The 25,458-nt window shown below is 34.3% G+C and carries 19 protein-coding genes; 5 read left to right on the plus strand and 14 right to left on the minus strand.

Annotated elements, in window-relative coordinates; genetic code table 11:
• Positions 1-8: 8 nt before the first annotated feature.
• Positions 9-2,810, minus strand: a complete 2,802-nt coding sequence (locus tag BUA46_RS03415; RefSeq protein ID WP_019385957.1) for a TonB-dependent receptor — start codon at positions 2,808-2,810, stop codon at positions 9-11.
• A gap of 121 nt (positions 2,811-2,931) precedes the next feature.
• Between BUA46_RS03415 and BUA46_RS03420 the strand changes: the two genes are divergently transcribed.
• Positions 2,932-3,981 (plus strand): endonuclease/exonuclease/phosphatase family protein, encoded by a 1,050-nt coding sequence (locus BUA46_RS03420; protein ID WP_019385956.1) that lies wholly within the window; start codon positions 2,932-2,934, stop codon positions 3,979-3,981.
• Positions 3,982-4,039: 58 nt separating this feature from the next.
• Here the strand turns inward: BUA46_RS03420 and BUA46_RS03425 are convergent, their stop codons facing one another.
• The 12 genes from BUA46_RS03425 to uvrC form a co-directional block, all read right to left on the minus strand.
• Positions 4,040-4,480, minus strand: coding sequence for a hypothetical protein (locus BUA46_RS03425; RefSeq protein ID WP_019385955.1), 441 nt, complete (start codon positions 4,478-4,480; stop codon positions 4,040-4,042).
• Positions 4,481-4,571: 91 nt separating this feature from the next.
• Positions 4,572-5,921: an endonuclease gene (locus BUA46_RS15025; protein ID WP_035105860.1), complete on the minus strand. Its 1,350-nt coding sequence runs from the start codon at positions 5,919-5,921 to the stop codon at positions 4,572-4,574.
• A 77-nt stretch (positions 5,922-5,998) separates the two neighbouring features.
• Positions 5,999-7,144 carry a hypothetical protein gene (locus tag BUA46_RS03435; RefSeq protein WP_019385953.1) on the minus strand — a complete coding sequence of 382 codons (1,146 nt, stop codon included), beginning with the start codon at positions 7,142-7,144 and terminating at the stop codon, positions 5,999-6,001.
• A 12-nt stretch (positions 7,145-7,156) separates the two neighbouring features.
• Positions 7,157-9,712, minus strand: a complete 2,556-nt coding sequence (locus tag BUA46_RS03440) for a TonB-dependent receptor (protein WP_019385952.1) — start codon at positions 9,710-9,712, stop codon at positions 7,157-7,159.
• Between the two features lie 149 nt (positions 9,713-9,861).
• Positions 9,862-11,481: a glucose-6-phosphate isomerase gene (pgi, locus tag BUA46_RS03445; RefSeq protein ID WP_019385951.1), complete on the minus strand. Its 1,620-nt coding sequence runs from the start codon at positions 11,479-11,481 to the stop codon at positions 9,862-9,864.
• 3 nt (positions 11,482-11,484) lie between these two features.
• Complete coding sequence (locus BUA46_RS03450; RefSeq protein ID WP_026009870.1) at positions 11,485-12,819, minus strand: peptidoglycan DD-metalloendopeptidase family protein; 1,335 nt, start codon at positions 12,817-12,819, stop codon at positions 11,485-11,487.
• Positions 12,777-13,694, minus strand: a complete 918-nt coding sequence (locus BUA46_RS03455) for a tryptophan 2,3-dioxygenase family protein (protein ID WP_019385949.1) — start codon at positions 13,692-13,694, stop codon at positions 12,777-12,779. The genes BUA46_RS03450 and BUA46_RS03455 overlap by 43 nt, the downstream gene beginning before the upstream one ends.
• Before the next feature lie 6 nt (positions 13,695-13,700).
• Positions 13,701-14,483, minus strand: a complete 783-nt coding sequence (locus BUA46_RS03460) for a DUF3108 domain-containing protein (RefSeq protein WP_026009869.1) — start codon at positions 14,481-14,483, stop codon at positions 13,701-13,703.
• 306 nt (positions 14,484-14,789) lie between these two features.
• Positions 14,790-15,950 (minus strand): 4-hydroxyphenylpyruvate dioxygenase, encoded by a 1,161-nt coding sequence (hppD, locus tag BUA46_RS03465; protein WP_019385947.1) that lies wholly within the window; start codon positions 15,948-15,950, stop codon positions 14,790-14,792.
• Positions 15,951-16,104: 154 nt separating this feature from the next.
• Positions 16,105-17,262 carry a homogentisate 1,2-dioxygenase gene (locus BUA46_RS03470; RefSeq protein WP_019385946.1) on the minus strand — a complete coding sequence of 386 codons (1,158 nt, stop codon included), beginning with the start codon at positions 17,260-17,262 and terminating at the stop codon, positions 16,105-16,107.
• 251 nt (positions 17,263-17,513) lie between these two features.
• Positions 17,514-19,748 (minus strand): patatin-like phospholipase family protein, encoded by a 2,235-nt coding sequence (locus BUA46_RS03475; RefSeq protein WP_026009868.1) that lies wholly within the window; start codon positions 19,746-19,748, stop codon positions 17,514-17,516.
• 56 nt (positions 19,749-19,804) lie between these two features.
• On the minus strand, positions 19,805-21,598 hold the full coding sequence (gene uvrC, locus BUA46_RS03480) for an excinuclease ABC subunit UvrC (protein ID WP_019385944.1): 1,794 nt from the start codon (positions 21,596-21,598) through the stop codon (positions 19,805-19,807).
• Between the two features lie 295 nt (positions 21,599-21,893).
• On the opposite strand from uvrC, the gene BUA46_RS03485 reads away from it, so the two are divergent.
• The 4 genes from BUA46_RS03485 to BUA46_RS03500 are packed head-to-tail and all read left to right on the plus strand — an operon-like array spanning position 21,894 to position 24,742.
• Positions 21,894-22,328 (plus strand): ATP-dependent zinc protease family protein, encoded by a 435-nt coding sequence (locus tag BUA46_RS03485; protein WP_019385943.1) that lies wholly within the window; start codon positions 21,894-21,896, stop codon positions 22,326-22,328.
• Positions 22,325-23,200 carry a 30S ribosomal protein S6--L-glutamate ligase gene (gene rimK, locus BUA46_RS03490; protein WP_019385942.1) on the plus strand — a complete coding sequence of 292 codons (876 nt, stop codon included), beginning with the start codon at positions 22,325-22,327 and terminating at the stop codon, positions 23,198-23,200. Before BUA46_RS03485 ends, rimK begins: the two co-directional genes overlap by 4 nt.
• Positions 23,201-24,175, plus strand: coding sequence for a succinylglutamate desuccinylase/aspartoacylase family protein (locus BUA46_RS03495; protein WP_019385941.1), 975 nt, complete (start codon positions 23,201-23,203; stop codon positions 24,173-24,175).
• Positions 24,176-24,178: 3 nt separating this feature from the next.
• The gene (locus BUA46_RS03500; protein ID WP_019385940.1) at positions 24,179-24,742 is read left to right on the plus strand and encodes a 5-formyltetrahydrofolate cyclo-ligase; all 564 of its coding nucleotides are present in this window, start codon (positions 24,179-24,181) and stop codon (positions 24,740-24,742) included.
• On the opposite strand, the gene BUA46_RS03505 is transcribed toward BUA46_RS03500, so the two are convergent.
• Entirely contained in the window at positions 24,739-25,368 is a 630-nt protein-coding gene (locus BUA46_RS03505; RefSeq protein WP_019385939.1) for a lipoprotein signal peptidase, read from the minus strand. The two genes, BUA46_RS03500 and BUA46_RS03505, sit on opposite strands and share 4 nt — an antisense overlap.
• Between the last annotated feature and the right edge of the window lie 90 nt (positions 25,369-25,458).

A 25,458-nucleotide genomic window follows, 5' to 3' on the forward strand; every position in this document is an offset into this window, starting at 1 on the left:
GGAATATTTTAAAATCTATAATTCACATTTAAAAAATAAGTAGCCCCTCTTCCATACCAATATTTAGAACCAAATACGGGAGTTTCTAAAGCTTTATCATTTCTTAATTCTCTAAAATTGGCGTTTCTTCCTTGCTCGAAACCACCAGTTTTAAAGGCTTTATCTAAGAGATTATTCACACTTGCAAATAGGCTAATGTATTTACTTCCTATTTTCCATGATTTTCCCCCAACTAAATTCACAACCATATAATCATCAAAACGTTCTTGTTTTAGTAATTCTCTTGCTAAAACTTCATCGTAATCATTAAACACATTACCATCAAAATCTGTTGTAAAATTTGAGGAACGTGTTAGCGGACTGATATCAATATAGGTGTTCGTGAAAAAATTGGCTGTTGCGCCAAACCACCAAAACTCTGGGTCGCGATATTCAAACCCAACAGAATAGGCTCGATGTGGTCCTGCGGCAATTTTGTAATCTTTTAATTTGGATTGGCCAAAATCTTTAAATCCGTTTACGAATCCAGCTTCAACCGATTCTTCGTCGGCCTCGGTAGTTAGGTATAAATTAGGGTTGTTGGCATAAGTATATTGCCCTAACGAGGCCACACCTTTTAATTTTATGGTTGGTGTTACTTTGGCTTCAATTCCCAATTCTGCACCCATATGTTGCTTATCCACGCCTTGTAAAATCTCTTGAACAAAAGCCACATTATCGCCTCCAATACCATCAGCGAAGAAAAAAGAAATCTCATTCGCATCTTCAATTTTAGTGTAGTAACCCGTTAATTTCGCTTTAATTATTGGTGAACGAAAAATATAACTCACATCTGTAGAAAGTATTTTTTCTTCCGTAATATTTGGAACAATGTTATGGTTTTCTCTTGAATTGGAATACGTGTTCCTTAAAGATGGTGCTTTAGAAATATAACCGCCATTTCCTACCAATAAATGTTTTCCTGATAGTTTATAAGTTATACCGGCTTTGGCGCCAAAACCTGTAAAATTCAACGTTTCGCCTTTTCCTAAAGATGTATCTGGGAAAGCTCCATTTTGATACAATCCTTCTCGTTGATATTGGGTTTGGGACACGCTTCCAGACACATAATAATCAAACTTATTATATGTAAATTGAGCTTGTGCATAGGCAGTTAACAGATTAGCAAAAAGGTTGTAATGGTATTTGAATTTATCTCCCTCGCCCACTAATCGGTTTGGTTTTTGCAAATCGTTCTGAGCCTCATCAATATCAGTTGCAAACTGGTCGATATCGAGGTAAGTTTCGGCTCCAAATAAATCTAATACGCGTGCAAAATTTTCAGATTTTAAACGTTGAAAATTCACTGAAGCATTAAAAACCGTATTATCATTTAACTCTGCATTTAAAATGGTGTTAAATGTAAACTGGGAGTCATCAACACGATCTTCATACAAGGCATAAATGGCGTTACCACCAGCTCGTGCGTTTGAAATATTGGCAAGGTATAGGGCGTTCCAATCTATCTGCCCATTGTTTTGAAAATCTTTTAAAGCGGTATAAGCAAACTCTAAATCGTCCGGAAAATTACGTTCGAAATAACTTGGTAGTTTTTGATAATAGGTTGGGGTTGGGTTGGCGCCACCACCTTCAGGAAACCCGTTAACCAAATCGGTTCCATTATTATCTAAACGGCTATTGCCTAATTTTCCAAATTGATAAGCGATATTGGTATTTAATGTTGTTTTTGAAGATACATCCCAATAATGATTCAGCATTAAAAGGGGTTCCTCAACTTCTTTTATTCTTGAATTACGCTTTTTACCATCTTGCCAACCCCAATATTCATTGTATTTAATATCTTTTAAATCGTAAACTTCTTGTGTATTTGGTGAAGACTTTCCTCTGCGGTTTGGAGCATAAATCCCTGTGAAATTTAAACTGTGCTTTTCATTAAGCTTTTTTTCAACTGATAAGAAAAACGAATTGGCATCGTAAATTGTAGCATCTTGATAACCTTCATTTCCCCAACGCCTTCCTAAAGAAATAACATAAGCCCAATTATTTTTTAAAAGACCAGAGGCATAAGTTGCCATTAATCGGTTGGTATAACTCCTGTTAGAAGACGAATAAGTAATGCGACCACCCGATCTCGCTTTTGATGCTCTAACATTAATATTGGTTGTTCCTAATACACCACCAAAATTATAACTTGAAGGCGATAAACCTGATGTGAGTTCTTGGTTTCGCATCACATCATTTAAACCACCCCAATTGCTCCATTGTGGTCTGCCGCTATAGAGTTTATTCATAGATATACCGTTAATGAGCACAGAACCGTTTTCAGAATCTAACCCGCGTAATCGAAAAAAAGATTGACTAAACTCGAAGGCTGCAGTTCTTTGAAAAACATCTAATGAAGAAGACAGTAAACCTGTAATATTATCGGAAGCAGTGGAATCATTATCCAATTCATCATCAGAAAGTGTTATAGTAAATAAATCTTGACTTTGAGATAAATCGCGTTCCATAATCATATCAGATATATCTACTATCTCGCCTTCATTTACAACTATTGGAAAGCGTTTTATAATATATCCGCTTTTAGAAATCTTTAATATTTGCTCTCCTAAAGGCACATTAGCAGAAAAACTAAATTCACCTTGAACATCAGTAAGTGTTTTGAAATCTGTGTCTTCTAAAGTAACTTCAACATTTAAAATAGGCTGAAACGATGTGGCGTCCTTCACACTTCCTTTTATTAAAGTTTGTTGTGAGTGAAGTGAAATTGAAAAAATTCCGAATAAAAAAATGAGGGTTATTTTATTCATAATTATCTTTAAGACACCAATAATAAGAAAAAGTAACTATTTAATACTAAAATTATTACAACAATAACAGTAAATTTGGCTTAGTATTTGTATAAATAACTACCATAATTACACAGATTTCATGAATTTATTTAAATTCTTAAGTACAGTTTTATTTTTGAGCTTCATTGTTACCGTTAGAGCTCAGGATAAAAAATTTAAAATACACACCATTGCTTTCTACAACTTAGAAAATTTGTTCGATACCATCAACGACCCGCTTAAGTTTGATGAATACAGTCCGATAATGGAATTAAAATCGAACCGCGACGAAGCTTATAGGCAAAAAATAAGTAATATGGCACGTGTTATTGCCGAAATCGGAAAGGATGTAACCAAGAACACACCGGCAATTTTAGGCATTTGCGAAATAGAGAATAAGAATGTTTTAGAAGACCTTGTGAATGACCCTCATTTATTAGATAAAGATTACGGCATAATACATTATGATTCCCCAGATGCTAGAGGTATTGATGTCGCCCTGTTATACCAAAAAAACATTTTTACACCCATTAGCACAAGCATCCATGAGTTAAAAATTTATGATGACGAAAGTCAAGAGCGCATTACTACACGAGACCAACTTTTGGTTAGCGGAAAGCTTGAAGATGACTTGATTCATATTCTTGTAAACCATTGGCCTTCAAGACGAGGTGGTGAAGCTAGAAGCAGACCCAAACGTGTTGCAGCAGCAAAATTAAATAAACGTATTATTGATTCTCTTCAAACCGATGACCCATATGCCAAAGTAATTATTATGGGTGATTTTAACGACGATCCAATAAACTCAAGCTTTAAAGATGTTTTAAAAACCACAAGAAAACGAAAGAAAGTAGGTTTTAAAGGCTTGTATAATCCGTTTGAAAATTTTCATAAAGATGGTTTAGGCACCACTGCATATCGAGATAATTGGAGCTTATTCGACCAGATTATTATATCAAAACCTTTACTTGAAAAAGACTATTCTTCATTTAGATACTATAAAGCCGGTATCTTTAATAAAAACTATTTAATCCATTCAAAAGGAAAATATAAAGGTTACCCCTTTAGAAGTTGGAGTGATGGTAGTTTTAGCAATGGTTATAGCGACCATTTTCCGGTTTATATGTATGTAATAAAGGAAGTTCAGTAAAAAAAAGACCTGATAAATTTAAAATTCTAACAGGTCTGAATTTAACTTTATCTACTTCTTAAGACAACCAAGCGTCCCAAGGAATTCTAGACAATAATAACACCAATGCTATCGTATAAAAAATAGCTATAGTTTTAAGTTTTGGTGCAGAAGTCAATTTCTTTTTATGCTTTGAATACCCAATGGTAATTAGTGCCACAACAGCAATATTTACTATTGGATGCTCTACAAGATATAATCTATTTACAGCATCTTTCATCACGCCGCCCATACCCAATTCGCTAAAAACAGCAAATCGAGGTGAAACAAAATAGAGAACAATACCAATAAGTAACTGGATATGAGAAACGATTAATGTGAATAAAGCAATTCTGAAATCTTTAGCGCTATATTCTTTTCCTCCAACAGATTTAACAATGGCATTTACCACTGCTATTATTAAAATTATTAGCACTAAATAGGCCCAATAAGAATGTAAGTTTAGTATAGCTTCGTACATGATATTATGTTTTAACGAATCAAAAATAATGATTTTAATCTTAAAAAAACCGCTTCTTTGTTGGAAGCGGTTTTTCTAATTCCATTTTTATTTATTGCCATCTGTTTTCAGCATTATTTCCTCCCCAAACTAAAGTAACCAAATAAGGATTATCAATAAAAGGATTTCTGTTGCCTTGAGCCGCATAAATTACATTATTTCGTTGCTCTTCAAAGGCAGAAACAGGGTCTTCAATATTCCACTGCAAAAACAATTCTAAAGTTCCAACCTTGGAAATGGTTTCACCATATCTAATATTTAGGTAAAGTACCATTCTTGCAACATCGCCTTTCCACTCGTCACCCGGAAACCATGTTTCTCCTATTAATTTATATGTACCACTACCAGCTGCAAAAGGATAGTTAAGTCTATCACTATTTACATTTGCATCACATGATCTTAAATGATGTAAGTCTGTCACAGCATCAGTCGATGCTAACAAAGATTGCGGAAAAACATGTTCAGTATTGAAGGTTTGAGGTGAATATGGATTCGTTCCAGAGGTGTATTCTTGCCAGTATCGACTTTCACTTGAATACATTAAAATAACATTATCAGAATTACTTAAATCTGCATCAGCATTATAAAGGTATGTATGTCTTTGTCCGTAAGACAAAATAGTAGTGTGCTTCGTTTTAGTAAGGTCTTCTAATTCAGAAAACATTAAATCAGAGTCATCGGCAAACACAACATTATTATAGTAATCTTGTAATTCTGAAGGAATATTAAAGCTTAAAGGGGCAATGACAGTAATAGTTACCGTAGCTGATGAGCACGAAGGATTTGGTGTATCATCGTCACAAATGGAATAAGAGAATGAATCTTCGCCTAAAAAGTCGTTTGGTGGTGTATACGTTACTGTTTTATCACTATTTAAAACCACAGTACCCAGCGTTCCTGTATTATCAACAGAAGTTAAAACCGCTTCATCTATAATATCATCGTTTTCTAGAAGCCTATTTAAAATGGTTGAAGAATTTTGTACGACGTTGAGAGCATCCGCGTTTGCAGCCGGATTACCTTCATCTGTCACCATTATTGTCACAGTAGCCGTTGAGCAGTTTTGAGGTGTATCATCATCGCAAAGCGTGTATGTAAACGTGTCGCTCCCTATAAAACCAGGTTTAGGCGTGTACAAATAAAATAACCTTTCGTTTGAAATTGTTCCACCGTTAGACGTAGAAGTATCGAATGTAGTTATTCTGGCATTATCAACAACGGTATCATTATTCAATAAAGTACTTAATTCTAAAGGCGTGTCTTCTATGGTTGTTGCCGAATCATTAACAGCAATCGGAACGCCATCATCTGTAGGTTCTTCTTTTGGCGGCGAATCATCACTTCCCGAACTACTACAACTACAAATAAATACTAAGCTGAATATTAATAAAATATTTTTCATAACAAATTAAAGGTATCAAATTTTGAGGAAAAAAAACCACCTCGTTTGAGGTGGTTTTTAAATATTATCATACTATGTTATTGGTATACCCAAACACCATCGGTTTTAATAACGCTTTTTGTTTCGTTAGTTGTAGAACCGTTATAGATTACATAGGTAAGCACATATTTTTGTCCTTCTTCTGCACCTGGATTTTTATTATCTAAAAGTGCATTAAATGCTTCTAAAAGCATATCATCTGTCCAGTAATTTGAACTACTTGGTCGTCTATCAAAACTTCCAAAGAATCCAACATTATCTGCAGGACCTGGATAAGTTGTAATAAATGCATTTGAAATAAATGCAACATCATCGCCAGTAAACGTATATTTTATAGTATTATCTGGAACCCATGTTGTTCCATCATGACCAAATTGAATGGTTGTTGATAAAACATCGCTGTACTCAGACCACGCACTACCGTCAAAAATAAAATATTTTACATAGCTATAAGTAGTTCTATCATCAGTACGACCATCGCCATCAATATCATCAACATCAGTTACAAACAACTTATACATTGTTGCAACAATATCACCAGCTTCTGTGGTTTCATACTTAAATTTATCTTTTAAGAATACAGGTATTTTCGCAATAGCCTCATCCTCATTAGAAAAATTAGGGAAACCTTCTCCCATTTCTGAATATTCATCGTCAGTAAATCCTAATATGAATTCCCAAGCACCGTTTATGTATAAAAACCCGTTGTTATATTCATTAGTACTACCATCATAGTAATCATAGGTTAATGATACCAATACTCTATCAGCAGGATCAGGATATTTATACTCTAAAAATTCATATAGTTCAGATTCTCTATCAAAATTTCCAAAAGTATGACCTAAAGCAGCATAATCGTCAGAAGACACTGTATATCTTATGATACTTTTTTCTTCTCTTTTTGGTGAGTAAATCTTGAATGTAATTAATGCTGAAGAACCTAATCCCCAAACAGGAAATTTATCCGCTAACAGACCTGGAATTAATGTTTTAGCTTCATCTTCTGAATCAAAATTACCAAAAGATTTATCTAAATCATCATAATCTTCATCTGTTAATTCGTAATTAACGTCGCCAACAATTGGACTCTCTATGGCGTCTATATCTTCATAGATATCATCTAAAGGATTACAACCTGTAAAGGTTAATCCTAAAATCATTAAGTAAAAAATTATTTTTTTCATTTTCAAAGTTTTTTAAAAATTAAGTTTTGCCCCTACACTAAATGTTCTTCCATATCCGTAATAAACCAAAGCTGTATTTGTTGTAGATCCAGAACCATCTTGTGCATCAGAAATATATTCTGTATCAAATACATTATTCATTCTAGCTGTTAAACTTGCATCAAAAGAACCAAACTTAAATCCATGAGTCATTGCTAAATCAAATAAACCGTAATCAGGCATTTTCCATGCATCAGGTGCTCCTGCTACGCCTCTATCACTAGGATCGAAATCCGCATAGATATCTGCATAGAAATTATAATCAACAATAAGTCTTGTTTCTGGCGCAAATTTATAATTTAGTCCTAAAGCAGCAGTAGTCTGAGCGGCATCTGCTACGTGTAAGTCTTTAATATATAAATCTACAGTTTCCACTACATTTTGATCTTCATCAAGTATATCAACATCTGTTACATTGCTATCCCATCTCCAGTCTCCTAATGATGCCATACCAGTAATATCTAATTTATCAGATGCTCTGAAGATAAAATCTAATTCAATTCCTTGATGAATCGCATTTACACCTAAAATATTTGCAACGGCTCTAGTTCCATCTGGTTGTTGAAATGTTGCAGTTTCTGTTCTATCATTCCATCTAGTATGATAAAGGTTTAAATTAGCAGATAATTTATCTCCTCTGAATCCATAACCTAGTTCAAAACTTGATATTTTTTGGTTTGGCGCGTCTGCATTAATATTATCATTACTAAAGTTTAAAAATACAGCATCAAAACCTGGAGCCTTCTCAAAGTAACCAAGGTTTGCAAACACATTATGATTCGTGTCAATTCTATAGTTAGCACCACCTTTAGCACTAAACCCAAAGAAATTATAACGATCTGTTTCTTGTAACGGATCTGAATCTAAATAATTGAAATAGTCAATTCTTTTATATGATGTATTAGATGCTGCTAGTGATATAAAGGTATTAAAATTTTCGTTTACATCATACTCTAACTGCGCAAATGCTCCTGTCCAGCCTACTAAACCATCATTATAATAGTCTCTTTTATCACCAACTTGAAGTGCCGCATTTGGATTGTTTACGTTTCCATCATCCAATGCATATTGTGCTCCTAATAAGTCCGTAACTTCAGAGAAGTGTATTCCCTTATAGTTTCTGTAATCTAAACCAGCTAATAAAACTAAATCGTCTGATAAGTTTGTTTTTAAAGTAGAAAGTACACCATACCAGTTGTGGTCGTTTCTAGAAGCTCTTAAATACGTTTCGGCACCATTTGCTCCTGCTGCGACATTTTCGTCAACTATTTTATCGAAATCAATTGGTCCAAATGTTCCAATTCTATAATCTCCTTGGCCTGTACTAGAATCAAATCCAAACTTGTAAGTTCCAGCAGTTCCGCCTCCACCACCAGATCCGAAAGATGCGTAAGCTGATGTATTGATTGACGTATTATCATTTAAATTCCAATAGTGGTTTAAAGATATTTGTGGTTTATGATAAAAGTTATCTTCTTGGTGTGTTACTTGACCATTTTTATAACCCCAATCGGCATTAAATTTTCTACCTCTATCACTATTTCTATAAGTTTCAATTAATTGTCTGTTTTGTCTTTGTCCGTGACGTTGTTTTGCACCAAAAGCAGAGAACGATAACTTATGAGAATCATTAATTTCTTTTGAAATATTTACAAAATAGGATAAGCCTGTAAACTCAGTACCATCAACATAACCATCTCCTACTGTTTTTGCAGCAGAAACTGTTGCAGCAAAACCGTTATCCATTAATCCTGTAGAATAAGTTAAACCATATTTAAAATAACCATCGTTAGCTACCGATGTGATTACATTCCCGCCTTCTTCAACGTCTGTAGTTTTAGTTACAATATTAATTGTTCCACCAATAGAAGGTACTGCAATTTTAGCAGCTCCTAACCCTCTTTGTACTTGCATTTGGCTTGTTACATCGCCAAGACCAGCCCAGTTAGACCAGAAAACTCGACCATTTTCCATATCGTTTACTGGAATACCGTTAATCATTACCGCAACGTTTTCAGAGTTAAATCCACGAAGGTTAATTCTACCGTCACCATAACCACCACCAGCTTTGGTAGCATATACACCAGGTGTTGATTTTAAAATCTCTGGAAATTCTTGAGTTCCTAATTTTAATTCAATGTCGGCAGACTTTACAGTAGAAACTGCAACTGGTGTCTTTCTATCTACTGCAACCGATGCAATAATTTGAATTTCTTCTAAACCAACTTGACTAGATGTTAGAACAACACTTCCTAAGCTCATATCGCCTGAAAAAGAAATGGTTTTAGAATTATATCCTATATAAGATATTACAATGTCTCCAGAAGAAGATTTTGTTTTAATAGTGAAATTTCCATCAAAATCTGAAGTCACACCATTTGTTGTACCCTTCTCAATAACATTTGCTCCCGGAAGTGGAATATTAGTTCCTGCTTCAACAACTGTACCCGAGATAGTACTTTGTGCCATAACTACTGCTGAAAATAGCAATGCTACAGTAAACATTAAAAAATGCGTAGTTTTTTTCATAATTAATTATTTGAAATTAGTCGCGTCAAAAATACATAATTTAAGGCATATAACATTATTTAAATGTTAAGACTTTTAATACCTACTTATTAACAAAAAATCGTCGATATTCACAATATCGACGCTTTTGTTAAAAGAATGATAAGTTTTTAGGAATTTTCCTTATAAAAATTTAATAGATTTTGTGTTGACGAATCATGATTGTTAACAACACTATTATTAAATTCTTGTAAAATATTACTAGCTAATTGCTTACCTAATTCTACACCAAATTGGTCGTAGCTAAAAATGTTCCAAATAATACCTTGAACAAAAATTTTATGTTCGTACATCGCTATTAATTTACCTAAACTTTCTGGAGTTAGTTTATTAATAAAAATGGTGTTAGTTGGTTTATTTCCTTGGAAAATCTTAAAAGGAATAATATCTTCTTTTGTACCCTCTGCAACAACTTCTGCTTTTGTTTTACCATTTAACAAAGCTTCCGTTTGGGCTAAAAAGTTTGAAGTTAATTTGTCTTGATGGTCTTGGTTGCCGTGTAAGGATTTGGTAAATCCAATAAAATCGGCTGGAATTAACTTCGTACCTTGATGTATTAATTGAAAAAAAGCATGCTGCGAATTCGTTCCAGGCTCTCCCCATATTAAGGTTCCTGTTTCATAATCAATAGGATTGCCGCTTCTATCAATACTTTTACCATTACTTTCCATAATACCTTGTTGCAGGTACGTTGCAAATTGATTTAAATACTGAGAGTAGCCAATAACTGCCTCACTTTCTGCCTTAAAGAAATTGTTATACCAAATACTTATAAGCGCTAAAACTACCGGAATATTACTCGAAAATTCTTCGTTTTTGAAATGCTCATCCATTTTGTTGGCACCTTTCAAAAGATTATCGAAGTTTTGATAACCAACAGCTAAACTAATAGATAAACCTACGGCACTCCATAATGAAAAACGACCACCAACCCAGTCCCACATCGGGAAAATGTTCTTAGGGTTAATACCAAAATTCTTTACAGACTCTATATTTGTTGAAACTGCAACAAAGTGTTTCGCTATATCAGATTCACTAGCATGTTTTAAAAACCATGCCTTTAAAGTGTTAGCATTCGATAAGGTTTCTTGTGTTGTAAACGTTTTGGATACCACAACAAACAATGTAGTTTCAGGGTTTAGCTTTTTAATGACTTCATTTACATGATCCCCATCCACATTACTCACAAAATGTGTAGTTAAGTGGTTTTTGTAAAATTGTAAGGCTTCAACCACCATAGCGGGACCAAGATCTGAACCACCAATACCAATATTCACAATATCTGTAAACGCTTTACCTGTATAGCCTTTTAAATTGCCTGATACCACCTCATTGGTGAAGGCTTCAATTTTTCGTTTTACCTTATAAACTTCGGGCATAACATTATCGCCATCAACCTTAACGCTGTAAGATTCAGGTGCTCTTAATGCGGTATGCAATACTGCTCTTCCTTCTGTTTTGTTTATTATTTCACCAGAAAACTGACTTTCAATTGCATCTTTTAGCTTCACATCTTCAGCTAATTCAAGCAAATATTTAAAGGTTTCTTCTGTGATTCTGTTCTTGGAAAAATCCACATAAAAATCATCCCATTTAATGGTGAATTTATTTGCTCTATCGCCATCTTTTGCAAACAAATCTTTCATATGAAGATCTTTGACATCATTAAAATGTGCATTTAGTTTTTTCCAAGAAGGGGTTGTGGTTGGGTTTATATTTGGTAAAGCCATGAATTAATGGTTAAAGGATATTAAATTATTATTTTGTTTTATAATTTGTTCTGGTTGGTTTTGCTCTTCAAAAACATCTTCCAAGAAATGAATATTATCTAATTTGGTTTTTATAGGTTGAATAAAGTCTAAATATTTCACTTTTAATGAATCTGAAATAGGTTTAGCTTCTGGTAGTTTTTGCTTGAATGGGTCTACTTGTTTCCCGTTTTTCCAAAAACGATAACATACGTGCGGGCCACCAGTATTTCCGGTCATTCCTACCCATCCAATAACATCGCCTTGTTTAACAAAATCGCCCACTTTAGCCTTACGTTTTCTCATGTGTAGGTATTGGGTTTCGTAAGTAGCGTTATGCCTTATTTTTACATAGTTACCATTACCACCTTTTCTTCTAGACTCTGTTACTGTGCCATTTGCAGTCGCCATGATAGGCGTTCCTATAGGTGCCGCAAAATCGGTTCCTTTATGTGGCCGTATTTTAAAACCGTAAACGGCAATGCGTCGTTTTAAATTATAGCGGGAAGAAATTCTACTGAATTTAACAGGCGCTTTCAAAAATGCCCGACGTAAATTTTTAGCGTCTTCACTAAAATAATCTATAATTCCTTTAGTGGAATCGGTTACAAACTCAAAAGCATAAAATGGCTCTTTATTATGCTCAAAATAGGCTGCTTTTACGTCGTGTACACCAACATATATACTGTCATCTATATACTTGTCGGTGTAAATAACCTTAAAACGATCGCCTTTTTGTAGTCGTCTAAAATCAATGGTCCATGCATAAATTTCATCGGCCATTTTATATGCTAACCTTGGGCTTAACCCTTGCTCTTCTAAAGTTTCAGAAATATTACTGTTTATTATTCCAGTAGCTGTTTTTTCAACATACGTTACAGGCTTTCTACTGGTATAAGCATGAATAGAATCTTGAAAATTTATCACTACATAGTCTACCAAATTGGGTTGATAAATAAAACACCTAGGTGTTTGCAAAGAATCTTTAGAGCATAAAAGCGTATAAGGCTTGCCTACTTGTAGTCTTCGAATGTCAAAGGTGTCTTTTGCTTTTTCAGCAATGTGAAATATTTTAGGGTAACCAACATTATTTCGTTCTAGTATCTCACCAAAACTATCACCACGCTTAATAGTATCTCGTTTTACAATGTAATCTTCTATATTAAAACCAAATTCTATAATTTCTTCTGGTTCCTCAATAACATCAACTAGCTCTTCTACCGCTGGTTTTTCATCTTCTTTACACCCATAGGCACAAAGTACTATTAGTAAAATTACTAAACATCTGTTCCCCAATCTGCTATTTCTTTGTCGGTCCATAAATCTGGAAAAAATATTCTTTTTTGATATTTTGGGTGCATGTATTTTACCCACTCACTTCCTCCTGTTGCTTCGGTAGTTTTCCCACCAATATTTAAATAATGATTAGCAGTATTATAATGCGCCATAACCCATTTAATATTTACCGTATAATCATAATGTCTCATCGCTTCAATCAGACCTTTATTAGAACGTCCTTCTTTGGGCAATGACTTATATTTACTCCACAAATTGTTGTGTTGATAAAACTTTGTAAATCTAATAAATTCTTCCTTATAACGCTTCTCAAAAGCGGTAAGAGTATAAGTTTTTTTACCAGTTTTATAATCTTTACCTGCAGCTTGCCAATATAAGTGCTCAAAAGCATGCTCGTATGTAGAATTTCTATCAATGGTGTCTCTAAAGCGTTTATCAATTAAATTTATTAATTCTGTAGATGCGAATTCAATTTTCCGATATTGTGCACTTTGAAATCCACTTGCAGGAGTTAACGTAGTTCTAAACTTATTATATTGCTCCACATCCATACCATCTTTCATGATACTAAACGAAGAGGTAAGCACATCAAAATAACGACTTATGCGCATTATTTTAATTGTAAAAGTTTCAGTGTTAATAGTAGCGCTTTCGGCTATTTGAGCCATTTCAGAAAGCACCATTTTAAATAACAATTCAGTTACCTGATGATACATAATAAATACATTCTCATCTGGAAAAACTGTACGTTGTACCTGTAAATTTAAAAGTGCATCGGTTTGAATATAATCCCAGTAGTTTATGGGTTTACTATGCAATAAACCTTCTAAATGCACCTCTACATCTTGGTCTATAGCTTTGTACTTGTCTTTAAGTTGGTCCGTTATTTTAGAGTCCAAAATATCTTAATTATTAACAACTATTTTAAATGGATGTTTTAAGCCTTTAAATGCTTCTAAGTCTGCTCGTAAAGAGCCTACCGCCAAATCTGCCTTGATACGTAAAGGTACTTTATTTTTGTCTTTTGACACCCAAAGCGTTAAACTTTCTTCTTCTTTAAAAACACGACCAGCCATTACATAAGGCCTAAATTTTAACGACTCTATCTCGCCAAAATCCGTATCAATAATTTCCTCACCAAGGTATTTAAGTTTAAAACCGTAGTTTTCTTCATCAAAAAACATGTCAACTCGCACCTCATCTCCAACTTTTAAAGTCTTTGTTTCTAAGTTATTACGCAAATAATAAAACGTTGAAACCATGTCTTGAATATTCGGCGGCGTATCAAAAACTTTTAACGTGTTATGTTTTTTGTTATTAACATGGGCCTTATTATTCTTTTGGTCAAAATCTATTTCAATATCTTTAGTATGACCACCTTCATCAATATTTCTAATAAACTTATAAGGCATAATAGTTTTTTTATCAAAATAGCTTTCATACCTATCCTTAACCTTAAAAAACCATTTAATCATACCTGTAGTCCAGCCTTTGCCAACCACATGAAAAACATCTTTATTATCTAACTGCGTTTCTTTTACGGTAAGTGTTGCATTACCAGCCTTAAGCCAGTTGCTATAACTCATTTTAAATTTAAACCATTCGCCAGTATCAAACGCCGATTCTTTTTGAGCAAAAGCCGTTTGCATTGAAACTATAGCGACACATATAAGTAGTATTCTTTTCATTCTCTTGGGGTAATTGTTTTGTAACTCAATTGCGCCACAAATATTGTATTACACAAGAAATTACAATTACTGTTCCAAAAATATAAATTTTATTGGTTTAGCAGCGGTTAAGCCCGTTATAGTTAGGCTACATTAACAAATATTAACTATTTATCAGTTTAATGGCGTTACCGCAAGGGTCGGGCTTTTCGTTATTAGTTTTGGCTCGATGCACGCCTCGCCAAAAGCTAGCCACTACAATCCCTAACGCAAAAAACCTGCTCATTTTTTAAAGCAGGTTTTTTTTATCATGGTATTTATAAAGTTCTACAGCGTACCTCTTTTAGCTTGTTCGCGCTCAATAGATTCAAAAAGTGCTTTAAAATTTCCTGCCCCAAAACCTCGGGCTCCCATACGTTGAATTATTTCAAAAAATAACGTTGGCCTGTCTTCCACAGGTTTTGTGAAAATTTGAAGTAAGTAACCTTCCTCATCAGCATCAATCATAATGCCTAATTTTTTTAATTCTTCAATGTTTTCGCGCAATTCATGGCTATGTTCTTCTAACCTCCCTGGAACAGCACGATAATATTCTTCTGGCGGAATCGATAAAAACTCTACACCTCTAGCCCTTAACTGGCTAACGGTACTAATAATATCATCTGTTGCCACAGCAATGTGTTGCACACCTGCGCCTTCGTAAAAATCGAGATATTCTTCAATCTGGGAGCGTTTTTTACCTTTTGCTGGCTCGTTTATTGGGAATTTTATGCGGCCGTTACCATTACTCATCACTTTACTCATAAGTGCCGAATATTCGGTATGGATTTGCTTATCATCAAACGATAAAAAGTTTTCAAAACCCATAACATCTTCGTACCATTTTACCCATGTATTCATTTGGCCCCAACCAACATTACCAACCATATGGTCTATAAATTTTAAACCAACAGGCGTTGGATTGTAATCGGATTTCCATGCTTCAAAACCGGGTAAAAACGTTCCATTGTAATTTTTACGCTCTACAAACATATGCACCGTTTCGCCGTAGGTATAAATACCGGCTCTTATTACCTCGCCATGTTCATCTTTTTCAACAACAGGTTCCATATAAGATTTGGCCCCTCTGCTAGTTGTTTCTTGGTATGCTTTTTTGGCGTCATCAACCCAAAGCGCAATTACTTTTACACCGTCGCCATGCTTAACAATATGGTCGTTTATGGGCGACTTACTTGTTAATGGTGTAGTTAAAACCAATTTTATTTTATCCTGTGTTAACACATAACTCACTTGATCTTTCGAGCCTGTTTCTAAGCCTTTATACGCGTAGGATTGAAACCCAAATGCCGTTTTGTAAAAATGCGCCGATTGTTTAGCATTACCTACGTAGAATTCTACATAATCTGTTCCTAAAAGTGGCAAAAAATCTTGTGCCCCTTCGAATATTTTTTCTAAACCGTAGTTTACTGATTTTATGTCTTTACTCATTTTCTTAAAGTTTAATTGTTTATGAGTTTAAATAGTTTATTTGAAAAGTTAAAACTTACCTATTATGCCTAGCCCTGATTGCAGTGGCATCCTTTTTTGATTTTTCTTCAAAAAAGATATAACGGAAAGCAGGTATTAGCTTCTTTTAAAAAAATTACTCCAACCACGATTTATGGTAACTATCGTCGCTAATTTTCATAGCCTCTTCAGTTACTTTTAGTGGCTTAAACGTGTCTACCATTACCGCTAGTTCATCGGTTTTTGTTTTACCAATACTGCGCTCTGTAGCTCCAGGATGTGGCCCGTGCGGTATGCCCGCAGGGTGCAGTGATATGTGACCTGCTGCAACATCATTTCGGCTCATAAAATCGCCATCAACGTAATACAACACCTCATCACTATCTATATTGCTATGGTTATAAGGCGCTGGTATGGATAGCGGATGGTAATCATACAGTCGTGGCACAAAACTACACACCACAAAAGCATCGGTCTCAAAAGTTTGATGCACTGGTGGTGGCTGATGAATACGACCTGTAATAGGTTCAAAATCATGAATAGAAAATGCGTAGGGGTAATTGAAACCATCATACCCAACCACATCAAACGGATGGGAAGCGTAAACCATTTCTATAATATCATCTTGTTTTTTGACTTTTATTAAAAAGTCGCCACTCTCGTTATTTGTTTCCAACTCATGAGGCCTGCGAATATCGCGTTCGCAAAATGGCGAATGTTCTAACAATTGCCCAAACCAATTGCGATATCGCTTTGGCGTGTAAATGGGTCTGCGAGACTCTACAATAAACAGTCTGTTGTCTTCAGTATCAAAATCTATTTTGTAAATAATCCCTCTTGGGACTAACAAGTAGTCACCATATTTAAAATCTAGATTTCCTAACATAGTGCGGAGCTTACCAGTGCCTTTATGAATAAAGATAAGCTCGTCGGCATCGGTATTTTTATAAAAATAGTCTTTAGTTGATTGCTTTGGTGCGGCTAAAATAATGGCACAATCGCTATTAATTAATACCGTTTTTCTACTCTCTAAAAAATCGATTTCTGGTTTTACCTCAAACCCTTTTAAGCGATACGACTGTATATTATTGGTTTTCGCAATTTTAGGCGCTACACTATATTGCTTTTTTATTTCCTTAACTTGAGTAGGCCTTTGCTCGTGATAGCTGTTTGTATACATCCCATCAAATCCTATAGTACCAAAAAGTTGTTCGTAGTACAAACTCCCATCTGGTTTTCTAAACTGTGTATGACGTTTAGCCGGAATATTCCCTAATTTATGATAAAAAGGCATATTTTAAAATTTAATAAATTGATTAATAAGTACAGTCCTAAATCAATTTTAAGACGTTAAGTGGCTCGTATTTATAAAGATACAAAAAGTATGCTCATTCAGGATTCCTCTTGATGAGATAGTGAAGATGAATTAATAAGTCTTTCCAATAAAGATTCATATCTACACAAATATCGCAATAATTTTTGACAAAATATGATTCATGTTATTCATGGGATATTTGCATGATTATGTAAAAGCCTAATTAACAATTAAAACCAATAACCAATATTAAAAAACCAAGTGCCGTCTTTTCGCTCTGGTGAGTAACTGTATTTAGCTTGTACAGGGCCTAAAAAAGTTTCAATGGCATAACCTAAGGCATAGCCCCTGTAATCTGGCAACGTAAACCATTCACCAGTATCAAAAATATCATCATCAATATTTGCCCAATTGCCTTCTAGCGTGATATGGTGCTTTTTAAATATTTCATAATCTGCTACTAAAGATGCTTTTACGTAGCTATTACCTGTTAATGATATAAAATCGTAACCTAAAAATGGAATAAAATTGTTTATTAAGTTATTGCCGTATCCACCCAAAGCAAAATCTAATGTTCTTCTTGATTTATCGCCTAGTTTAAATCCGCCACTGGTTTTTAAATTAATGGCTAATTTATCTGTAACTCCAAAGGCGTAACCCATATCGGCTTTAGCTATTGAAAAATTCTCAAAATCTTCAATAAATTCCGAAGCGTATAGATAAATATTGAGTGTTCCGTTAAAATACACACCTTTTCTAGGGAAATATTTTTCGTCGTAAGTATCTAATTTTAGGTTTCCCACAAGGCTCAAATAATCTGTTTTTTCAAATTGAAATTCACCTGTAGAATTTTCATTAAATATGGTTTCAGAATTAATTTCTAAACGCTTATGTTCGGCTCCAATACTCAACGAAAAATCTCGCCTAAACAAGGTTTGTAAATAAAACTGATTGGTTTGGTCTCTTAACTTAACATCAATTTTATTTAAGTCGTTAATCGTAATTTGGTCTTCATCCAACACCAATTGGGCACTAATATTTTTATGAAATTGATTGTATCTAGATTTTAACCCAATACTCCAATAAAACCCTTTATCAATTAAATATTCGAAATTATAGCGTACGTTATCACCCAAGATTAGGTCTAACGAACCCACGTCGTTTTTAAATAACAACTGCTTTTTTGTTAAGTTTACTAGGGCTGCACTCTTGTACAGATCGTCATAGTGTAATCCGAATTTCAAATAAGTATTTATTTTAGATTCTCTTACGGTGGCAATAAAATCGTAACCTACATTTTCTTTTGTTTCTTTTAGTTCGTATTGAAAAGAATTAAAATTATTGGTTGCCACTAAATTATCGATACCTTTATTAAAATCTTTATAGCTTATTTTTTCGTTGCTTTTTAATTTAAGCTTTCCTAAAATATAGGCTCGTGTGTAATTGTTGTTCCCTAATATCTTAGTATCATTAATTATAAGGCTATCTAACGGTTTAAAATTTACTTGCTGATTTACATTAGGGATTCCGGTTGCTAAATTTCTTAAAACATTCACTTTTGATAACGCAGCAATTTCACCTGATTTAATTATACTATTTCCTTCATCGAATGAAATGACATTAAAATCTTCGATATTTGGTTTAATATAGATATCGGTTTTTTTAACCTTCAACTTCATATCGTTAATGGTTCTGAAGTTATTTATTTGAAGTAAAACATCCGGAGCCGACGTAAGTTCATCACGAGGTGCCAACCCATCTTGGACATCAACACCAATAATGATATCCATTCCCTTAGCCCTTAATTCATCTATAGGATAATTGTTAACCACACCACCATCAATTAATACTTCATTATTAATCATTACCGGTTGAAAAAGCGAAGGCAATGCCCCACTTGCCATAATAGCTTGGGTTAGATTCCCTTTTTCTAACATGACTTGTTTCCCGCTTTCAATATTGGTTGCAATGCAGAAAAACGGAATAGGTAATTGACTGAAATCATCCGTTTTATTGACGTGAACTAGTAATTTTAAAAGTAAACTATAGGTATTATGCCCGCGAGAAAGTGCCGATGGTAATTTAATTCTAAAATCATTAAATGGTAATTTTACAGCATACTTTTCCATGTTCGCACGTTCACCAATAGGAGATGAAGAACGTGGCAATTCGTCGTTTATAATCTTATCAAAATCAATTTGATGAAAAATAGAATCGAGTTGCTCGCCAGAATACCCTGAAGCATACAACGCGCCAATTATAGAACCCATACTAGTTCCTGCAACATAATCTATTTTTATACCTAAACTATCTATCACTTTTAAAACTCCAATATGTGCCAACCCTTTTGCGCCACCACCACTTAATACTAAACCAACTTTTGGCTTACGATTACTCAACGTGTCATTTTGCGCTTTAGCGGAAAGTGAAACGAGCAAACAAAGGGTTAATATGAAGATTTTTATTTTCAAATTTTTTTTAATTGAAATGACTCTTTTGCGACAATACGATTGAAAGTTTGTTACTTTTCATGATAATAATTATACACTTTTTCAGCGCGCGATACGCCAACAACAGCTTCTAACTCGTCTAATTTGGCATTGGCCACACGTTTAGCAGACTTAAAATGTCTTAGTAATTCTAACACGGTTTTTTCGCCCACTCCAGGAATGGTTTCCAATTCTGTGTTTAACGCAGTTTTACTACGCTTATTTCTGTGATGTTCTATTCCGAAACGATGTGCTTCGTTTCTTAGCTGTTGAATAATTTTTAGGGTTTCGCTTTTTTTATCTAAATATAAGGGAATTGGATCGTTTGGGTAAAATAATTCTTCTAAACGTTTTGCAATTCCGATAATGGCAATTTTTCCTCTTAATTCGAGGGCATCTAAACTTTTTAAAGCTGATGATAGTTGTCCTTTCCCTCCGTCAATAATTATAAGCTGCGGCAAGGGTTGGTTTTCTTCAACCAAACGTTTGTATCTGCGATATACCACTTCTTCCATTGAGGCGAAATCGTCCGGACCTTCAACAGTTTTTATATTAAAATGGCGGTAATCTTTCTTACTTGGTTTTCCGTTTTTAAAAACCACACATGCCGCTACTGGATGTGTGCCTTGAATGTTTGAATTATCGAAACACTCAATATGCCGTGGCTCTTCCAAAAGTCTTAAATCGGCTTTCATTTGTGCCATAATTCTATTGGCATGCCTATCTGGATCTACAATTTTATCTTGTTTAAATCGCTCCATGCGGTAATATTTAGCATTGCGGAGTGATAAATCTAAAATGTGTTTTTTATCGCCTAACTTCGGCACGGTGACTTTTACTTCTTCGCCTAAATCGACTTTAAAAGGTACGTATATTTCTTTAGAATTGGAATTGAAACGCTGCCGAATTTCGGTAATGGCAAGCTCCAACAATTCCTTATCTTTTTCATCCAATTTCTTTTTTATCTCTAGCGTATGCGAACGAATTATTGAACCATATGATAACTGCAGAAAATTAACGTAACCATAACTTTCGTCGCTCATAATAGAAAACACATCTACATTGCTAATTTTAGGGTTTACTATGGTAGATTTAGCTTGGTAATTTTCTAATACCTCTACTTTTTCTTTTATCTTTTGGGCCTCTTCAAATTGCATATTGGCCGCATAATCTTTCATTTGCTTTTTAAACTGCTGCAGCGAATCTTTAAAATTGCCTTTTAAAATTTCTTTTATAGCCTTAATGTTTTCGTTGTATTCTGCCTCGGTTTCTAGACCTTCACACGGTCCTTTACAATTCCCCAAATGGTATTCTAAACAAACTTTATACTTGCCTGCTTCTACTTTTTCTTGAGATAAATTAAAGTTACAAGTACGCAGACTATACAAACCTCTTATTAAATCAAGCAAGGTGTGTACTGTTTTTCCGCTGGTATAAGGCCCAAAATATTCGCCACTGCCCTTAAAAACGCGTCGAGTAGAAAATACTCTGGGAAAACGTTCTTTTTTTATGCAAATCCATGGATATGATTTGTCGTCTTTTAGCAATACATTGTAGCGAGGTTTGTGTTTTTTAATGAGGTTATTTTCTAATAATAACGCATCGGTTTCAGTCTCTACTACAATGTGTTTTATGTTGGCAATCTTTTTAACTAAGACTCGCGTCTTACCATTTTCGTGCGTTTTAGTAAAGTAAGAACTTACCCGTTTTTTTAAGTTTTTTGCTTTCCCAACGTATATTATAGTCCCTTCTTTATCGTAATATTGATAAACTCCGGGTTGGTTTGGTAGCGTTTTTAATTGTATCTCTAAATCGGGGGTATCCATTACGGTAAAGGTAATTATTTTAATACTTTTTTTAAGTGAATTTACCCGTGATTTAATATTTTGAAAATTAAATTGATTTTTGTTTTTTGAATGGATTAATTATCTACATTGCGCCTCTTTTTAAAAAAGGTAAGGTGTTATATAAATAACAAAAAGAACGCCTTAAAACTGTTGTTGACGCATGGGTGCGTTAGGGATTGTAGTGGTTAGCTTTTGGTGAGGCGCGCATCGAGCCAAAACTATTAACGAAAAGCCCGACCCTTGTGGTAACGCCCGAAAAAATAAAGATAAAAAAGTGAGTAAAAAAATTCTTGGACGAACAGATATTGTAGATTTTCCGAAATTGGGATTGTTTAATATTGACGTGAAAATGGATACAGGTGCCTATACCTCGACCATACATTGCTCTGAAATTATTGAAAAAGACAATACATTGCTTTGTATTTTTAATAGTGAAGTGCATAAAAATTTTGGTAAAACGGAGATTGTTTTTGACACGTTTTGGCGAACTGACGTAAAAAGCAGCAATGGTTTTAAGGAAAATAGGTATAAAGTGAAAAGTGAAGTAGTATTTTTTGGTAAAACGTACAAGATTAACTTAACTTTAAGCACTAGAGACGCTATGAAATTTCCTGTTTTAATTGGGAGGCAATTTTTAAGACAAAAATTTATGGTTGATGTAGATTTGGAAAACGTTTCTTTTCACGCTAATCGCACAAAGCAAATATGAATATAGTAATACTATCGAGAAATTCGAATTTATACTCTACCGACCGTTTGGTAGAAGAAGGAGTAAAAAGAGGTCATAAAGTTGAAGTTATTGACCCATTAAAGTGCGACATAATTATTGAAAAGGAAAAGCCAACTATTTATTATAAAGATAGATATTTAGACTATGTAGATGCTATTATACCTAGAATTGGAGCTTCGGTAACATTTTATGGTTGCGCGGTGGTACGACAGTTTGAAATGATGGGGGTTTTTACCATTGTAACATCCGACGCGATACAACGCTCTAGAGATAAATTACGAAGCTTACAACGCTTAAGTAAAGCGGGTATTGGCATGCCTAAAACGGTTTTTACAAACTATTCTAGAGATGTTGAAGAGGTGATTGAACATGTTGGTGGAACGCCGGTTATTATTAAACTTTTAGAAGGCACACAAGGATTGGGGGTAGTTTTAGCAGAAACTAAAAATGCTGCAGAATCTGTTTTGGAAGCTTTTAATGGTTTACAAGCTAGAGTGATTGTTCAAGAATTTATAAAAGAAGCAGGTGGTGCCGATTTACGTGCTTTGGTGGTAGACGGACAAGTGGTTGGCGCCATGAAACGCCAAGGAAAAGAAGGTGAGTTTCGTTCTAATTTGCACCGTGGTGGTTCTGCAAATATTATTAAACTGAATCATGATGAATTGAAATTAGCCATGAATGCCTCTCGGGCTTTAAAACTTCCTGTTTGTGGTGTAGACATGTTGCAATCTTCGAGAGGACCTTTGCTTTTAGAGGTTAACTCTACTCCTGGTTTGGAAGGTATTGAAGCGGCTACAGGACGCAATATTGCTAAGGCGGTTATAACTTTTATAGAAAAAAGCACACGATAAATGACACAGGTAAATGATAGCGTTTTGCATATTTTAGGAGAAACGGTAAACCTTGGCGAAAGCAAAGAGGTTAATTTTGATGTGGCTAATTTACACACCTCATCGCCAGTAAATATTCCCGTTATTATTGAGCGTTCCGCAAAACCCGGACCTACCGTTTTATTTACTGCAGGCATACATGGTGATGAAGTTAACGGTGTTGAAATAGTTAGACAACTTATAGCTAAAGGTATCAATAAACCTAAAATAGGCACTATTATTTGTATGCCAGTAATCAATATTTTTGGGTTTATAAACTTAAAGCGGGAGTTTCCTGATGGGCGCGATTTAAACCGTGTATTTCCAGGAAGCCCTAATGGCTCTCTAGCGGGTAGAGTTGCCCATAAATTGATTCATGAAATTATTCCACACGTTGATTTGATAATCGATTTTCATACAGGAGGCTCGGGTAGATTTAACGCGCCACAATTACGCTTCATAAAAGAAAATAGAGAACTTAACAGTTTAGCGAAAGTGTTTGGTGCGCCATTTGTTTTGTACTCAAAAAATGTGAATAAATCGTTTAGAACTACTTGCTATAAATTGGGTAAACCTTTATTACTTTTTGAAGGTGGAAAATCGTTTCATATTGATGATGTGGTCACCAATTCTGGAGTAAACGGCTCTAAACGTGTTTTGAAACATTTAGGGATGTTAAAATCAAATTTCAAAGCATCGAATCCTAAAAAAGAATGCATTTTTATAAACGACAGCAAATGGCAACGCGCCAAATATTCTGGTATGTTTAGAGCCTCTATAACCATTGGCTCTTTAATTAAAAAACATGATGTTTTGGGAAATATTACAGACCCTTATGGCAAGTTTAACTACGTGGTTAAAGCCTCGAATGCTGGCTATATTATTAATGTAAATGAATCGCCTATTGTGTATCAAGGTGATGCTTTATTTCATATTACTACAAAATTAAAAAGGTAGTTTATGACCAAAAATGAACTGCGAAAAAAATACAAGCTTTTACGAAAGGGTTTAACTGAAAATCAAATGGAAGCCCTTAGTTTAGCTATTTCTAACCAGCTTCTTAAATTGCCTATTTGGGAGTATTCGTTCTATCATATTTTTTTAAGCATTGAAGAACTTAAGGAAGTTAATACCGATTTTATATTGAATATTCTTGCTGGCAAAGACAAAAATATTCTCATTTCTAAAAGCCATATGGAAACCGGGACAATGACGCATTATCTTTTAACTGATAATACCGTTATTAGAAAAGGCCGATATAACATTCCGGAACCCGTTGATGGCATAGAGATTAAAGAGGATAAAGTGGACGTGGTTTTTATTCCGCTATTAGCTTTTGACAAACAAGGAAATCGCGTGGGCTATGGCAAAGGGTTTTATGATAAGTTTTTAGCTAACTGTAAACCCGAAACTATAAAAATTGGATTATCTTTTTTTGAGGCTGAAGATGAAATTACTGATGTTTTTGATGGTGATATTGGGTTGGATTATTGTGTAACACCACAACGTATTTCTAGATTTTAATTTTCTTCCTTTTTACCAAACGCCTTCTTATTAAAAACTATAAGCATAATAAACCCTGTACTTATCGCCATATCTGCAATATTAAAAACAGGGTCGAAAAAACTAAAGCGTTTCCCTGCGTAAATCGGGAACCAATCGGGGAAATCGATTTCAAATAAAGGAAAATGCAACATATCTACCACTTTACCATGCAACAAGCTATCGTAACCTCCAGCTTCAGGTAAAAATTGAGCAACTTGATTATAGCTATCATCAAACAACACACCATAGAAGACTGAATCTATTATATTTCCTAAAGCACCTGAAAATATTAATGCAATGGCGATAATTAAGATTTTAGGACTATGTTTTTTAGTGGCATCGTATAACCAGTAACCTATACCAAAAATAGCTACTATTCTAAATGAAGTCAGAATTACTTTTGCAGTTCTATCTGATATAAAAGATACAAAATCGCTAATTTTTGTGCCCCATGCCATACCATCATTTTCAACAAAAATTATCTCAAACCAACTAAAAACATCCACACTTTCTTGAAGCACAAAATGCGTTTTTATATAAACTTTACTTATTTGGTCGATAAGTAAAATGATGATGATAAGGATTATGGATTTTTTCAATGACATTTAAGAGAATGCTTCATTTAATAATAGATTCCTGCCTTTGCAGGATTGATAAATAAAAAACGTCTCAATATCTTGAGACGTTTCAAATAT

Source organism: Algibacter luteus (assembly GCF_900141715.1).
Classification (GTDB): domain Bacteria; phylum Bacteroidota; class Bacteroidia; order Flavobacteriales; family Flavobacteriaceae; genus Arenitalea; species Arenitalea lutea.

Coding starts and splice junctions, on each gene's coding strand:
- BUA46_RS03415 (WP_019385957.1), bottom strand. CDS start 2,810: ATGAATAAAATAACCCTCATTTTTTTATTCGGAATTTTTTCAATTTCA.
- BUA46_RS03420 (WP_019385956.1), top strand. CDS start 2,932: ATGAATTTATTTAAATTCTTAAGTACAGTTTTATTTTTGAGCTTCATT.
- BUA46_RS03425 (WP_019385955.1), bottom strand. CDS start 4,480: ATGTACGAAGCTATACTAAACTTACATTCTTATTGGGCCTATTTAGTG.
- BUA46_RS15025 (WP_035105860.1), bottom strand. CDS start 5,921: ATGAAAAATATTTTATTAATATTCAGCTTAGTATTTATTTGTAGTTGT.
- BUA46_RS03435 (WP_019385953.1), bottom strand. CDS start 7,144: ATGAAAAAAATAATTTTTTACTTAATGATTTTAGGATTAACCTTTACA.
- BUA46_RS03440 (WP_019385952.1), bottom strand. CDS start 9,712: ATGAAAAAAACTACGCATTTTTTAATGTTTACTGTAGCATTGCTATTT.
- pgi (WP_019385951.1), bottom strand. CDS start 11,481: ATGGCTTTACCAAATATAAACCCAACCACAACCCCTTCTTGGAAAAAA.
- BUA46_RS03450 (WP_026009870.1), bottom strand. CDS start 12,819: ATGGACCGACAAAGAAATAGCAGATTGGGGAACAGATGTTTAGTAATT.
- BUA46_RS03460 (WP_026009869.1), bottom strand. CDS start 14,483: ATGAAAAGAATACTACTTATATGTGTCGCTATAGTTTCAATGCAAACG.
- hppD (WP_019385947.1), bottom strand. CDS start 15,950: ATGAGTAAAGACATAAAATCAGTAAACTACGGTTTAGAAAAAATATTC.
- BUA46_RS03470 (WP_019385946.1), bottom strand. CDS start 17,262: ATGCCTTTTTATCATAAATTAGGGAATATTCCGGCTAAACGTCATACA.
- uvrC (WP_019385944.1), bottom strand. CDS start 21,598: ATGGATACCCCCGATTTAGAGATACAATTAAAAACGCTACCAAACCAA.
- rimK (WP_019385942.1), top strand. CDS start 22,325: ATGAATATAGTAATACTATCGAGAAATTCGAATTTATACTCTACCGAC.
- BUA46_RS03495 (WP_019385941.1), top strand. CDS start 23,201: ATGACACAGGTAAATGATAGCGTTTTGCATATTTTAGGAGAAACGGTA.
- BUA46_RS03500 (WP_019385940.1), top strand. CDS start 24,179: ATGACCAAAAATGAACTGCGAAAAAAATACAAGCTTTTACGAAAGGGT.
- BUA46_RS03505 (WP_019385939.1), bottom strand. CDS start 25,368: ATGTCATTGAAAAAATCCATAATCCTTATCATCATCATTTTACTTATC.